The sequence below is a fragment of the Streptomyces sp. NBC_00523 genome (assembly GCF_036346615.1).
In the GTDB taxonomy this organism is placed as follows: Bacteria; Actinomycetota; Actinomycetes; order Streptomycetales; family Streptomycetaceae; genus Streptomyces.
Genome location: NZ_CP107836.1, coordinates 6,433,675 through 6,446,292, shown reverse-complemented (window position 1 = coordinate 6,446,292; position 12,618 = coordinate 6,433,675). Strand labels below are relative to the sequence as shown.

The window sequence follows — 12,618 nt, the reverse complement described above, 5'->3', positions numbered from 1 at the left end:
TACGGAACCGGGCTCAGCCGAGGCCGCGGGCGTCCTGCTTGAGGGCGGTGTCCACGGTCAGGGCCGTCGCCACCACGAGGCTCAGCAGCGGCTCGGGCAGCTGGTAGTGGATCTGGAGGACGTAGTTGTCCGCCGTTGTGAACAGCGTCTTCGCGAGCCCTTCCCAGGTCTTGGTGATCCGGGCGATCTCCTGGTCGTTGTGGTCCACGATCGCGAAGTTCCAGGCGCGCCAGTTCTCGGCCTTGATCGCACCGATCTGCTGACCGCCGGCCATGATCGCGAAGTTGATCTTGCCGATGGCGTTCTGCTGGACGATCTCGCCGACCGGCTGACCGTCGGGGCGCTCCACGACGACCCGGGACTTGATGAACTTCGCCGGGCGGGTCAGCAGCAGCTGCGGCTGGCCGTAGGCGTCGCGGATCTCCAGGCGGTGGGTCAGGTACTGGTCGATGCTGGTCAGGAACCGCAGCACCTTGCGCAGGGCGCCCTGGCCGACCTGGACGACCGAGCCGATGGTGTTGCCGTGCTGATCGAAGACGCTGTACTCGTTCGTCACCTCGATCAGCTTGGCCTTCTGGTTCACGACCAGGACCTGCTGATTGAAGAGCGAGCCGCCGGGGGCGCCGCCCTGCGGGTGCTGCGGGGCCCCCTGCTGCGGAACGGCCGCGGGCTGCTGCGGCACCTGGGCCTGCGGCTGCGGCTGCGGCGTCGACTGCGCGGGAGCCGGGGCCTGGCCGTCCGCGGAGTGGGTGTGCTCCGTCCACTGGGAACCGTCCCAGTAGCGCAGCAGCTGAGGGGCGCCGTGCGGATCCGGATACCAGCCCGCAGATACGTTCGATTGCGTGGTCACCGGGGCACACTATCTCGCCATGGCCGAAACCGGTCCGGCCCTCCGTGGATGCACAGCTTCACCGCTGCCTCCGCCGCACTGCTTGAATCTTCAACGCACCGCGTACGATGTGCGGGATGAACAGGGTGAGCGAGGGGGCGGAGCGGCTGCGCGGCACCGGTGCGCCGGTCGTGCTCGCCTGGCTGTTCGTCCTGGTCGCGCTCGTCTCGTGCTGCGCGCCCCAGTCCGTACGCCCCCACTCCCCCTCCGAGTACGCCCCCGCCTCGGCCCTCGCGGAGCCGACCGACCTCACGGTGGTCCGGGTCGTGGTGGCCGACACCCCCCGCGACCGGGGCGTGGGGGACTCCTGCCACGACGCCTCGGATCATGCGCCGCCCGTCGTGCTGCGCGCCCAGCCGGGCCCGGCGGCGGTCCCCTCGGCGGCCGTGGCGCTGCTCCCGCACCGCCCCCTGACCGGCGGCGCGTCCATACGGGGGCCCTCCAACGACGCGGTCGGAGAGATCGACCCCCTGCGCCTCCAGATTCAGCGGACCTAGGACGGCCGGGGATGCCCCGTGCCCGTTCCCGGGTGCGGCGGCTCCCCCTGCCGTACGCACTCCGTCCCACGATCCGCTGAACCGAAGGACCCCTCATGGCCACCGCCAACAAGCAGAACAACGCCTCCGCCGCCCGTCGCGCCAAGCTGGAGGAGGCCCGCCGCCAGGAGCGGGCCCGTGAGCGCCGCTCCCGCATCATCACGCTCTCCGTCGGCGTGCTGGTGGTCGCCGGGCTCGTCGTCGGGGGCGGCTACCTGATGAACGCGGCCGATGAGCAGGACAAGGCCGAGGCCCAGGCCAAGACCTCGCCCGTCACCGGCGAGAAGAGCTGGGACAAGCTCACGCAGAACCATGTGGAGAAGACGGTCGACTACCCGATGAACCCGCCGGTCGGCGGCGACCACAACCCCGTGTGGATGAACTGCGACGGTGACGTCTACACCCAGGCCATACCGAAGGAGAACGCCGTCCACTCGCTGGAGCACGGCGCGGTGTGGGTCACGTACACCAGCAGGGCGAAGCCCGCCGACATCAAGAAGCTGAACGAGCGGGTGGCGGACACGCCGTACTCGCTGATGAGCCCGGTCGAGGACCAGGCGGCGCCGCTGATGCTCAGCGCCTGGGGGAAGCAGCTCACGGTGAAGAGCGCCACGGACGCCCGCGTCGCGCAGTTCTTCACGAAGTACGTGCAGGGCCCGCAGACCCCGGAGCCGGGCGCCGCCTGCACCGGCGGGATCGCCAAGTGACGGCCGCGCCGCGCACCTCGCGGCCCCTGGTGCTGGCCGGCGGTGCGGTGCTGCTGCTGGCGCTCGCTCTGATCGCGCTGACCCTCGTACGCCCTTCGACGTCGGCACCCGCGGCGGCGGCCTCCGCCTCCGCACCGGCCGAGTCCTCGGCGGACGTGGGGTTCGCGCGCGACATGGCGGTCCACCACCAGCAGGCGGTCGAGATGGCGTTCATCGTCCGGGACCGCACCGCGGACGAGGCGGTGCGGCGGCTGGCGTTCGACATCATCAACACCCAGGCCAACCAGCGCGGCATGCTGCTCGGCTGGCTGGAGATGTGGGGCCGGGCGAAGAGCTCCCCCGGGCCGCCCATGGCATGGATGGGGCACACCTTCACCCCGCGCGGTGACGGCGCGCTGATGCCCGGCATGGCCACCGACGCCGAACTCGACAAGCTGCGGGCGGCCAAGGGCAGGGACGCCGAGATCCTCTTCCTGAAGCTGATGACCGCACACCACAAGTCCGGCGCCGAGATGGCCCAGGCCGCGGCCTCCGCGGCGAAGACCGAGGAGATCCGGAATCTGGCGTCGGGCATGGCCCTGGCCCAGAAGTCGGAGATCGCGCTCATGGCGGACATGCTCAAGGAGCGCGGGGCGTCCGCGTCCTGAGGCGGGCCGGGGCCGGGTGGCCCCGGCCTCGCACGCCCGTACTGGCGTACGGAATCGCATAGGCTCAGGACCGATATGAAGAGCAACCTCACACCGCTGGGGCCCAAGGCCGACAAGGACACCGTCCGGCGCAGCAATCTGAGCCTCGTGCTGCGGGCCGTCCGCGACGAGGGCGAGGGCGAGGCGACCCGGGCCGGGGTCGCCGCGCGCGTGGGGCTGACCCGGGCCGCCGTGTCCTCGCTGGTCGAGCAGCTGCTCGAAACCGGATTCCTGACCGAGTCCGGCAAGACGTTCAGCGGGCAGGCCGGCCGCCCCGGGACCGCGCTCAAGACGGCGCGCACCGGGCCGGCCGGGCTCGGGGTCGAGGTCAACATCGACTACGTGTCGGTGTGCGTGGTCGACCTCGCCGGGACCGGCCGGGTCCGCCTCACCGAGCACCTGGACAACCGGGGCACCCCGCCCGCCGAGGTGCTGGCCAGGGCGGCCGGGATCGCCGCGCGCACCCTGGACTCGGCGCGGGAGCAGGAGCTGTATCCGGTCGGCGTGGCCCTGGCGCTACCGGGCCTGGTCTCGGGCGGCGCGGTCCGCCAGGCGCCGAACCTGGGCTGGAACCAGGTCCCGGCCGAGGAGCTGTTCGCCGCCGCGCTGACCTCGGAGCACCCGGGCCACCAGGAGCTGCCGGTCCGCTCGGAGAACGAGGCGAATCTGGCGGCCCTGGCCGAGCTGTGGTTCGGCGGCCTGGAGCGCATCCGCAGCTTCCTCTATCTGACCGGTGAGATCGGCGTGGGCGGTGCGCTGGTCATCGACGGCGAGCTGCTGCGCGGGGCGCACGGCTTCGCCGGGGAGATCGGCCATGTGGTGGTGGACCCGAGCGGTCCGCAGTGCCGGTGCGGTTCGCGCGGCTGCCTGGAGCAGTACGCGGGGCAGGCGGCGCTGCTGCGGGCGGCCGGGGTCGACGGGGGCGGTGGGCTCGGGGTCGCGGAGCTGGAGAAGCGGGTGCGGGCGGGCGACGAGCGGGCGGTCGGCGCGGTCGCGGAGGCCGGGCGGATGCTGGGCCGGGTGCTGTCGGGGGCGGTCAATCTGCTCGACCCGGACGCGGTGGTGCTCGGCGGGATCTACCGGAACCTGATGCCGTGGCTGGCCGCTCCGGCGGACGAGGAGCTGACGGGCCGCGTGGTGTCCGGGCTCTGGGCGCCCGGTGCGGGCCGGCTGCGCGCGTCGTCGGTCGCGGGGGACGCGGCGCGGGGTGCGGCGGCGCTGGTGATGACGGATGTGCTGGCCGACCCGGTGGCGTACGCCCGTCCGGCGCCTGCCTGAGACGTGCGCGAAGCAACGAGAGGGGGCGGACGCACAGTGCGTCCGCCCCCTCTTCCTTGCCCGTGTGTCAGCGGACGCCGAGCAGGTGGTCCATCGCCAGCTGGTCCAGGGCCTCGAAGGCCATGCCGCGCTCGGCCGCCGCGTCCACGTCGAACTCCTCGAACGCGGAACGGTCGGCGAGCAGTCCGGCCACGCCGTCCTCGGCGGTGCGCTGGGCCAGCTCGTCCAGGCGGGAGGCGCGCAGGGCGTCCTGGACGGCCGGGTCGGCACGGAAGGCGGCGGCGCGCTCCTTGAGGATGAGGTAGTTACGCATGCAGCCGGCGGCGGAGGCCCAGACGCCGTCGTAGTCCTCGGTGCGCGGCGGCTTGAAGTCGAAGTGGCGCGGGCCGGCGTAGTCGGAGTTCTCCAGGAGGTCGACCAGCCAGAACGCCTGGCGCAGGTCACCGGCGCCGAAGCGGAGGTCCTGGTCGTACTTGATGCCGGACTGGCCGTTGAGGTCGATGTGGAAGAGCTTGCCCGCCCACAGGGCCTGGGCGATGCCGTGCGGGAAGTTCAGCCCGGCCATCTGCTCGTGCCCGACCTCGGGGTTGACGCCGACCATCTCGGGGCGCTCCAGGCGCTCGATGAAGGCGAGGGCGTGGCCGATGGTGGGGAGGAGGATGTCGCCGCGGGGCTCGTTCGGCTTGGGCTCGATGGCGAACTTCAGGTCGTAGCCCTGCTCGGTGACGTAGTCGCCCAGGAGGTCGAAGGCCTCCTTCATGCGGTCGAGCGCGACGCGGATGTCCTTGGCGGCGCCGGACTCGGAGCCCTCCCGGCCGCCCCAGGCGACGTAGGTGGTGGCGCCCAGCTCGACGGCCAGGTCGATGTTGCGCATGGTCTTGCGCAGGGCGTAGCGGCGGACCTCGCGGTCGTTGGCGGTGAACGCGCCGTCCTTGAAGACGGGGTGCGTGAAGAGGTTCGTCGTGGCCATGGGGACCACGAGACCGGCCGCGTCGAGCGCCTGGCGGAAGCGCTTGACGATGCCCTCGCGCTCGGTGTCCGAGGAGCCGAAGGGGATCAGGTCGTCGTCGTGGAAGGTGACGCCGTACGCGCCCAGCTCGGCGAGGCGCTGGACGGAGTCGACCGGGTCGATCGCGGCGCGCGTCGCGTCACCGAAGGGGTCGCGGCCCTGCCAGCCCACGGTCCACAGGCCGAAGGTGAACTTGTCCTCGGGGGTCGGTGCGAAGCGTTCCGTCATGGTGGTGCCGCCTTCGGGGCCGTGGGTCCGCAGCCGGTCGGGCGGCCGAACCTCAATTTGTTCACTGTCATGACTAATCATGCACGGGCGGCCCGGGCGACGTAAAGCCCCTGGAGCGGAGACGTCCGCGCACCGCCGCCGCGAACCCGGAACGAGACCTGTTCCGGACGGGTTCGATCACGTAATTTGTTTTGCGTACGATCAAATACATCAGCGAATGAGGTCAGCCATGCCGCCGCATACCGTCGTCATCGGTGTGGACAGCTCCACCCAGTCCACCAAGGCGGCGTTCACCGACACCGCCACCGGCCGGCTGCTCGCCGTCGGCCGCGCCCCGCACGTGGTCACCGGCGAGGGCGGTGCGCGCGAGAGCGACCCCGAGGTCTGGTGGCAGGCCCTGCGCGACGCGGTCGCCGCCGGGCTGAAGGAGTCCGGGACCGCCCCGGCCGACGTGATCGGCATCGCGGTCGCCGGTCAGCAGCACGGCCTGGTCGTCCTGGACGCCGAGGGCCGTCCGCTGCGCCCGGCCCTGCTGTGGAACGACACCCGGTCCGCCCCGCAGGCCGCCGCGCTCACCGCCGCACTCGGCGGCCCGGACGCCTGGACCGCGCGCACCGGTTCCGTCCCGGTGGCCGCGATGACCGCGTCGAAGTGGCAGTGGCTGCGGGAGAACGAGCCGGAGACCGCCGCGGCGGCCGCCGCCGTGCGCCTCCCGCACGACTTCCTGACCGAGCGGCTGTCCGGCCGGGCCGTCACCGACCCGGGCGACGCCTCGGGCACCTGCTGGTACTCCACCGCGACCGGCGCCTACGACCCGGAGCTGCTGGAGCTCATCGGCCTCGACCCGGCGCTGCTCCCCGAGGTGGCGCCGAGCGGCGGGGCGCGCGTCGGTTCACTGACGGACGCGGCCGCCGAGGCGCTGGGCCTGCCCGCCGGGATCGCCGTCGCGGCGGGCACCGGGGACAACATGAGCGCCGCCGTCGGTCTTGGCCTGGGCGGTGCGGGGCTGCTGGACCACCCGGTGCTGAGCCTGGGCACCTCGGGCACGGTCTTCGCCGCGTCCCGGACCCGGCCGGGGTCGGCGGCGCTCTCCGGGTTCGCGGCGGCGGACGGCACGTATCTGCCGCTGGCCTGCACCCTCAACTGCACGCTCGCCGTGGACAAGGTGGCCGCCCTGCTGGGCCTGGACCGCAATGACGCCGTGCCCGGCGGCGAGGCGGTGCTGCTGCCGTACCTGGACGGCGAGCGCACCCCGGACCTGCCGACGGCGGCCGGTCTCCTCACCGGACTGCGGCACGACACGACCCCGCAGCAACTGCTCGGCGCCGCCTACGAGGGCGCGGTGGTGACCGTGCTGCGGGCGCTCGACGAGCTGTCGCGGGCCTGCGGTCTCGACCCGGCGGACCCCGAGGCGGTGGCCCGTCCGCTGCGGCTGATCGGCGGCGGGGCGCGGGGGCGCGTGTGGGTGGAGACCGTACGACGGTTGTCCGGGCGGCCGGTGATCGTGCCGGGGGCCGGGGAGCTGGTGGCGCTCGGGGCGGCGGCGCTCGCCGCTTCGGCGGCGACGGGGGCGGACCCGGTCGCGGTCGCGGCGGGCTGGGACACCGGTGAGGACGTGCTCCTGGAGGCGGTGGAGCGGGATCTGACGGCGTGGGAGCGGGTCGGCTCCGTACTGGAACGGGCGGCCGGGCCGCTGCTCGGCGGGGACCGCGACGGCTGACCGGCCGTCAAGGGCCGCTGTGCGCCTGCACGGCGGCCACCAGCCGTTTTGGATAGCGAACTGATGTTCACTACTATCCGGCGATGATCATAAGAAGAAGGCTGACGGTCGGGGTGGGCATCCTGCTCGCCACCCTGACCGCCGGGCTCGGCTCGGCGCTGCCCGCATCGGCCGACGAAACCCCCACCCAAGCCTCCCCCAAGGTCGAACTGGTCCTCGACGTCAGCGGTTCCATGCGGACCCGCGACATCGACGGCCAGTCCCGGATGAGCGCGGCGAAGCAGGCGTTCAACGAGGTGCTGGACGCGGTGCCGGAGCAGGTGCAGCTCGGCATCCGCACCCTCGGCGCCGACTATCCGGGCGACGACCGCAAGGTGGGCTGCAAGGACACCAAGCAGCTGTACCCGGTCGGCCCGCTGGACCGCACCGAGGCGAAGACCGCCGTGGCCACGCTCGCCCCCACCGGCTGGACCCCGATCGGCCCCGCGCTGCTGGGCGCCGCCGACGATCTCGAGGGCGGCGACTCCACCCGCCGGATCGTGCTGATCAGCGACGGCGAGGACACCTGCGGCCCGCTCGACCCGTGCGAGGTCGCCCGCGACATCGCGGCGCGCGGCATCCACCTGGTCATCGACACGCTGGGCCTGGTGCCCAACGCAAAGATCCGCCAGCAGCTGACCTGCATCGCCGAGGCCACCGGCGGCACCTACACGGCCGTCCAGCACACCGACGAACTGTCCGGCCGCGTGAAGCAGTTGGTGGACCGGGCCGCCGAGCCCGTGGTCACCCCGGTCGCCACGAAGGGCGCCGACAGCTGCACGGACGCACCCGAGCTGAAGCCGGGCCTCTACACCGACCGCGAGAAGTTCGCCGAGCACCGCTGGTACAAGGTCGAGGTGAAGCCCGGTCAGGAACTGCGCGCCTCGGTCAGCGTGTTCGCCGACCGCGCCGTCAACAACGACTACGGGATGCTGCTGCGCGCGGTGACCACGCACGGCCGCGAGATCGTCCGGGGCTCCGAGTCCGGGACCGGGCGCACCGACGCCATCTCGTCCGGGCTGCGCTACCCGAAGCCCGAGCAGGACGAGGACGAGCAGACCCCGGAGACCGTGTGCCTCCAGGTCAGCAACTCGTTCTCGGCCCCGGCCTCGGTGAAGACCACCCCCGGCATGCCGCTGGAGCTGACCGTCGACGTGGTGGACGCGCCCGACGAGGCGGCGGACGTCGCCGCGTTCGGTCTGGGCCACGGCTGGTGGCTGCTGGGCCTGCTCACCCTGACCGGATTGATCGTGGGTCTGCTCTTCGGCTGGATCTCACGCTGGCGCATCGCTGTCTGGAGGACCCGCTGATGTCCCGTACGAGACGTGTGCTCGCGGGCGCGCTGCTGACCGGCCTGGCCGTGCTGACCGGGGCGGGCGCCGCCGCGGCCGACGACCCGTCGCCGAGCCCCAGCGCCTCCGGTGACGGCTCCGGCCCCACGGAAGCCGGCACCACCTTCCGTACCGCCACGGCGCTCCAGCAGGGCGAGACCGCCACCGCGGGGGCCTCGACCGGCGACTACCTGTACTGGGTCTTCCCGGCGGACGCCGGGCAGCGCGCCACGGTGACGGCGAAGGTCACGCTGCCCGAGAGCGCCGCCCGGCACGGGGCGCAGACCTGGCAGGTCGATGTGTACGACGGGCTGCGCCGCCGCCAGGCGTGCATGTACGGCAAGCAGACCGGCACCGCCGCGGCCGACGCCGCCACGGTCGAGCTGACCTGTGTGCTGCGTACCGTCCGGGCCAACGCCGAGCAGTGGGCCAACGACCCGCTGCCAGGCAGCTACTACGTCCGCCTCACGGTCGTGGACCTGGCCCAGGCGGACCTCGGTCTGCCGGTGCACACCGAGGTGGAGGTCGACTCGAAGGACCAGGGCGGATCCGCCGACGTGGACGGCAGCCTGTCGAAGCCGCTGGTCCCGGGGGTCTCCTCGGCCGAGCAGGCTTCGGACGACGGCACGGACGCCTCCGCCGAGCCGGTCGCGCTCGCCGGTGAGCCCGAGGACGGCTGGTCCTCCGGCTGGTGGACCAGCCGCTGGCTGTGGACGGCCGGCGGCGGCCTGCTCGCCGCTCTCGCGGGCGTCTTCGGCTACACGGTGACCCGGGGCCGGGGCCGCCCGCACCACGTGCCGCCGGGCGCCTGACGGTGTGCCCACCGCCGGACCGGTCCCCGCTGCGGGGGCCGGTCCGGCGGCGTTACGCGGGTCCGTGCAGCCGCACGCTCAACTGGCGGCCCAGTTCCCGGTATCCGAGCGCCCTGGCCACGCGGCGTGACGCCTCCGGCCGCGCCCGCCACTGGGGCAGCCGGTCCGCCGCGAGGGCGTGGTGCGTCGCGGCGGACGCCACCGCGCGGGCCAGGCCCCGGCCCCGGGCGCCCGGCGCGGTCAGCACACAGAGGTGGGCGGTCTCCCCGGGCCAGGCCTCGTACCCGGCCGCCGCGATGAGACCGGTGGCGTCCTCGCGTACGACGAAGGCTGGGGAGGTGATCTCGTCCAGCCCGCACTCCCCCGCGTCCTCCTCGCTCACCGACCCGAGCAGCCTCAGCAGCTCGGGGTCACCGGCGGGCAGGGTGGTGACGGTGACGTCCGGGGGCTCGTACGGCCGGAAGTCACCGGCCGCCAGATAGGCGAGGGTGGCCGGGCCCAGCACCTCGGCGACCGACAACTCCCTGCGTATGGCTTCCGGTTCGGCGAGTTCCCGCGTCGGTACGGCCTTCAGCGCGCGGCGCACCTCGTCCGCCGCCGCGTCGGTGGGCGCCGTGACGAGGGCCGCGTCGCCGAGGAGCACCGTGCCCACCCAGGCGGGCGGGCACAGCGCGGACGCGGAAGCCGTGACGACGACCGGGGCGCCGTCAGGGGCGGCGGGGGCAGGGACACCGGCCAGCGTCTCCCACAGGCGGCGGGCCCTGGCCATCAGCGGATCGTCGTTCATCGCCGCATCCTCCCCCGAACGGGCGGTGCGGCGTACTCCCTTTCGCGGCCGGGGATCACGGCCCGGCGAACGCGCCACCCTCTCCGAAGGCCAGGGCCGCGAAGCGGCCGCCCATGCGCAGGTGTGTGGCGGCGTCGGGGTGGAGGGCGTCGGGGAGGGGGAGTTCCTCCGCGTCCGCCTCGCCGTACAGCTCGCGGCCGTCCAGGTAGTGCAACTGCGGGTCCTCGGCGGAGCGTTGGCCCACCAGGGCGGCGAGTTCGTCGCGGATGACGCGGAGCGTCAGCTTGCCGGTGGCACGGCCCTCCGGGTCGCCCATCGCCGCGAAGCGGACCTTGCCCTCGCCGAGGCGGCTGAAGTCGGGGACGCTCGGGCCCGGGGTGTCCTCGTGGATGGGGCACAGCACGGACGACACCACCAGGAGCGGGGTGTCCGGGTGGCCCTCGCGGAGGGTGTCGAGGAAGCCGTGCACCGCCGGGGCGAAGGCGCGCACGCGCATCACGTCGGCGTTGACGAGGTTGATGCCGATCTTGACGCTGATCAGGTCCGCGGGGGTGTCCCGCATCGCGCGGGCCGTGAACGGGTCGAGCAGGGCGCTGCCGCCGAGGCCGAGGTTGACCAGCTCGACGCCGCCGAGCAGCGCCGCACGCGCGGGCCAGGTGGTCGTGGGGCTCGCCGCGTCGGAGCCGTGGCTGATCGAACTGCCGTGGTGCAGCCACACCTTGCGGCCGGAGGCCGGGGCGGGCGTGACGGGCGCGTCGGTGTGCAGGGCAACGACCTCGGTGCGTTCGTTGTACGGCAGCCAGACCTCGACGTCCTTCTCGCGGTCCGCGAGCCCGTCGAACCGCACGGACCCGACCGGCCCGCTACGGAACCGGGTCTGCCCGGTCGCCATGTCGACATCCAGGACGTTGCCGCCGCTCGCCGAACCCCGCGCCGCGAGGACGCCGTCCACCAGCAGGTCGTACACCCCGCCGTCCCTCGGCGGGACGCCTGCGTAGACGGTCCGGGTGCGCCGCGCCTCCAGCTCGATCACCGTGGCCCGGGTCCGGAAGACGAGCCGTACGCCGGAGGGCTGGGCCTCGGCCAGGGCGATCTGGCCGTCCGGGGCCTGGGCGCGGGCGGCGGCGGGCAGGCGGTGCGGGAGCAGCCCGGCGTCGGTGCGCTCCACGTCGAGCGCGCCGCGCAGGAGGGCGGGGGTGACGGGGGTGGTGAACGGGAGGGGTGTCGCTGCGTCGGTGCTCATGGCTCCACTTGGGTCGCGGGGGGGGGCGGTCGGGGGCATCGTTACGCCTGCCCCGCCGCGGGCCAGTTGCGCAGGAGGGCGTCCAGCGCGTCCAGAGTGCGGGACCAGGACTCCTGCGAGTCGGGGACGCTGTGGCTGAACCCGCCCTGGGCCTCCAGGGTGGTGAATCCGTGGAACACGCTGCCCAGGAGCCGCACGGCATGCGTCTGGTCCGGCTCGTCCAGGTCGTAACCGCGCAGGATGGCGCGGGTCATCCGCGAGTGCCGCAGGCCCGCACTGGCGGCCGCCGTCTCGGGGTCCAGCGTCATCTGGGCCGCGGCGTAACGGCCGGGGTGCTCGCGGGCGTAGTCCCGGTACATGTCGCCGAGGGCGGTCAGCGCGTCCTTGCCGGCCCGTCCGACGAGGGCGGCGGCGCCCCGGTCGGCCATCTCCTCCAGGGCGAGCAGGGCGATCCGGGTCTTCAGGTCGTGGGAGTTCTTCACGTGCGAGTAGAGGCTCGCCACCTTGACGTCGAACTGCCGCGCCAGCGCGGACACGGTCACCTGGTCGAAGCCGACCTCGTCGGCCAGCTCGGCGCCCGCTCTCGTCAGGCGTTCGGCGGTGAGACCCGCGCGCACCATGGTCGCCTCCTTGTCCGGGGACGGCCATCATGCGCCTGCCTAAGAGCTTTAGGCAAATACAAAAGGCCTCAAGGCATCCCTCTTCACTCGCGACACGTTGCCGGATCGATATGTCTGTTTTATCGCCGCGAATCCGGCAAACGGCTCAGACTGTCAGAGACAGTCGCCCACCGGCTTCCAGGGGAGAAACACCATGCGTCTGCGCACCGCTCTCACCACCGCCGTCGTCACCGCTGCCGCCACCACCGCCCTGACCGCCCCCGCCGCCTCGGCCGCGACCGCCCCCTGCCAGGAGAAGGACCTCCGCGTCACCGCCGGGCCCGGCGGCTCGCAGAACACCGCCCGGATCTCCGTGGTCAACGAAGGCGGGCGGGCCTGCGCCGTGGACCGCATCCCGACGGTCACGTTCCGGGGCCTGGACGGCTCGGCGCAGCCCGTGCCGCCGTCGACGAGCGGGCCGTACGTGCTGTCCCCGGGCGAGCACGGGTACGCGGCCGTGCGCACGGCCGCGCCGGGGACGACCGAGGGCCATGTCGTGCGCAGCCTGTCCGTCGCGGCGGACCCGGCGCACTACGGGGTGACGTTCGCGGCGTCGGCCGTCGGCATGGCGGACGGCATCCGGGTGTGGGAGCCGGTGACGACGCTCTGGCACGCCTCGCCGGGCACGGCGGACCGGGCGCTGTCGGCGGGAACGGGCTGAGGACACGGGGCGCTCCTGGCGGACCGCCCCGCC

The 12,618-nt window shown here is 73.4% G+C and carries 13 protein-coding genes; 8 read left to right on the top strand and 5 right to left on the bottom strand.

Annotated features, from left to right (window positions below; all coding sequences use genetic code 11):
* Nucleotides 1-13: 13 nt before the first annotated feature.
* Nucleotides 14-850 carry a phospholipid scramblase-related protein gene (locus OHS17_RS29085; RefSeq protein ID WP_330314549.1) on the bottom strand — a complete coding sequence of 279 codons (837 nt, stop codon included), beginning with the start codon at nucleotides 848-850 and terminating at the stop codon, nucleotides 14-16.
* A 116-nt stretch (nucleotides 851-966) separates the two neighbouring features.
* Here OHS17_RS29085 and OHS17_RS29080 point away from each other — a divergent pair, with 116 nt between their 5' ends.
* The 4 genes from OHS17_RS29080 (at nucleotide 967) to OHS17_RS29065 (ending at nucleotide 4,096) form a co-directional block, all read left to right on the top strand.
* The gene (locus OHS17_RS29080; RefSeq protein WP_330314548.1) at nucleotides 967-1,386 is read left to right on the top strand and encodes a hypothetical protein; all 420 of its coding nucleotides are present in this window, start codon (nucleotides 967-969) and stop codon (nucleotides 1,384-1,386) included.
* Nucleotides 1,387-1,481: 95 nt separating this feature from the next.
* Nucleotides 1,482-2,132 (top strand): DUF3105 domain-containing protein, encoded by a 651-nt coding sequence (locus OHS17_RS29075; RefSeq protein WP_330314547.1) that lies wholly within the window; start codon nucleotides 1,482-1,484, stop codon nucleotides 2,130-2,132.
* Complete coding sequence (locus OHS17_RS29070) at nucleotides 2,129-2,779, top strand: DUF305 domain-containing protein (RefSeq protein ID WP_018100241.1); 651 nt, start codon at nucleotides 2,129-2,131, stop codon at nucleotides 2,777-2,779. The genes OHS17_RS29075 and OHS17_RS29070 overlap by 4 nt, the downstream gene beginning before the upstream one ends.
* Before the next feature lie 75 nt (nucleotides 2,780-2,854).
* Nucleotides 2,855-4,096, top strand: a complete 1,242-nt coding sequence (locus OHS17_RS29065; protein WP_330314546.1) for an ROK family protein — start codon at nucleotides 2,855-2,857, stop codon at nucleotides 4,094-4,096.
* 67 nt (nucleotides 4,097-4,163) lie between these two features.
* Here the strand turns inward: OHS17_RS29065 and xylA are convergent, their stop codons facing one another.
* On the bottom strand, nucleotides 4,164-5,333 hold the full coding sequence (gene xylA / locus OHS17_RS29060; RefSeq protein ID WP_330314545.1) for a xylose isomerase: 1,170 nt from the start codon (nucleotides 5,331-5,333) through the stop codon (nucleotides 4,164-4,166).
* 229 nt (nucleotides 5,334-5,562) lie between these two features.
* On the opposite strand from xylA, the gene xylB reads away from it, so the two are divergent.
* The 3 genes from xylB to OHS17_RS29045 all read left to right on the top strand — a co-directional run bounded on the left by xylB (nucleotide 5,563) and on the right by OHS17_RS29045 (nucleotide 9,235).
* A complete protein-coding gene (gene xylB, locus OHS17_RS29055) occupies nucleotides 5,563-7,053 on the top strand; it encodes a xylulokinase (RefSeq protein WP_330314544.1) in 1,491 nt (496 codons plus the stop codon).
* 83 nt (nucleotides 7,054-7,136) lie between these two features.
* Entirely contained in the window at nucleotides 7,137-8,402 is a 1,266-nt protein-coding gene (locus OHS17_RS29050; protein WP_158680413.1) for a VWA domain-containing protein, read from the top strand.
* Complete coding sequence (locus OHS17_RS29045) at nucleotides 8,402-9,235, top strand: hypothetical protein (RefSeq protein ID WP_330314543.1); 834 nt, start codon at nucleotides 8,402-8,404, stop codon at nucleotides 9,233-9,235. The genes OHS17_RS29050 and OHS17_RS29045 overlap by 1 nt, the downstream gene beginning before the upstream one ends.
* A gap of 52 nt (nucleotides 9,236-9,287) precedes the next feature.
* On the opposite strand, the gene OHS17_RS29040 is transcribed toward OHS17_RS29045, so the two are convergent.
* From OHS17_RS29040 to OHS17_RS29030, 3 genes are read right to left on the bottom strand one after another with little or no spacing between them, the layout of a single operon-like run.
* Entirely contained in the window at nucleotides 9,288-10,022 is a 735-nt protein-coding gene (locus tag OHS17_RS29040; protein ID WP_330314542.1) for a GNAT family N-acetyltransferase, read from the bottom strand.
* A 55-nt stretch (nucleotides 10,023-10,077) separates the two neighbouring features.
* The gene (locus OHS17_RS29035; RefSeq protein WP_330314541.1) at nucleotides 10,078-11,265 is read right to left on the bottom strand and encodes a GDSL-type esterase/lipase family protein; all 1,188 of its coding nucleotides are present in this window, start codon (nucleotides 11,263-11,265) and stop codon (nucleotides 10,078-10,080) included.
* Between the two features lie 41 nt (nucleotides 11,266-11,306).
* Nucleotides 11,307-11,885: a TetR/AcrR family transcriptional regulator gene (locus OHS17_RS29030; protein ID WP_330314540.1), complete on the bottom strand. Its 579-nt coding sequence runs from the start codon at nucleotides 11,883-11,885 to the stop codon at nucleotides 11,307-11,309.
* Nucleotides 11,886-12,078: 193 nt separating this feature from the next.
* Between OHS17_RS29030 and OHS17_RS29025 the strand changes: the two genes are divergently transcribed.
* Nucleotides 12,079-12,585: a DUF4232 domain-containing protein gene (locus OHS17_RS29025; protein ID WP_330314539.1), complete on the top strand. Its 507-nt coding sequence runs from the start codon at nucleotides 12,079-12,081 to the stop codon at nucleotides 12,583-12,585.
* The last annotated feature ends 33 nt before the right edge of the window (nucleotides 12,586-12,618 follow it).

Excerpts from the sequence above, each read along its gene's own strand:
- OHS17_RS29075 (WP_330314547.1), top strand. The coding sequence starts at position 1,482 with ATGGCCACCGCCAACAAGCAGAACAACGCCTCCGCCGCCCGTCGCGCC.
- xylB (WP_330314544.1), top strand. The coding sequence starts at position 5,563 with ATGCCGCCGCATACCGTCGTCATCGGTGTGGACAGCTCCACCCAGTCC.
- OHS17_RS29080 (WP_330314548.1), top strand. The coding sequence starts at position 967 with ATGAACAGGGTGAGCGAGGGGGCGGAGCGGCTGCGCGGCACCGGTGCG.
- OHS17_RS29040 (WP_330314542.1), bottom strand. The coding sequence starts at position 10,022 with ATGAACGACGATCCGCTGATGGCCAGGGCCCGCCGCCTGTGGGAGACG.
- OHS17_RS29035 (WP_330314541.1), bottom strand. The coding sequence starts at position 11,265 with ATGAGCACCGACGCAGCGACACCCCTCCCGTTCACCACCCCCGTCACC.
- OHS17_RS29030 (WP_330314540.1), bottom strand. The coding sequence starts at position 11,885 with ATGGTGCGCGCGGGTCTCACCGCCGAACGCCTGACGAGAGCGGGCGCC.
- xylA (WP_330314545.1), bottom strand. The coding sequence starts at position 5,333 with ATGACGGAACGCTTCGCACCGACCCCCGAGGACAAGTTCACCTTCGGC.
- OHS17_RS29025 (WP_330314539.1), top strand. The coding sequence starts at position 12,079 with ATGCGTCTGCGCACCGCTCTCACCACCGCCGTCGTCACCGCTGCCGCC.
- OHS17_RS29065 (WP_330314546.1), top strand. The coding sequence starts at position 2,855 with ATGAAGAGCAACCTCACACCGCTGGGGCCCAAGGCCGACAAGGACACC.
- OHS17_RS29045 (WP_330314543.1), top strand. The coding sequence starts at position 8,402 with ATGTCCCGTACGAGACGTGTGCTCGCGGGCGCGCTGCTGACCGGCCTG.
- OHS17_RS29050 (WP_158680413.1), top strand. The coding sequence starts at position 7,137 with ATGATCATAAGAAGAAGGCTGACGGTCGGGGTGGGCATCCTGCTCGCC.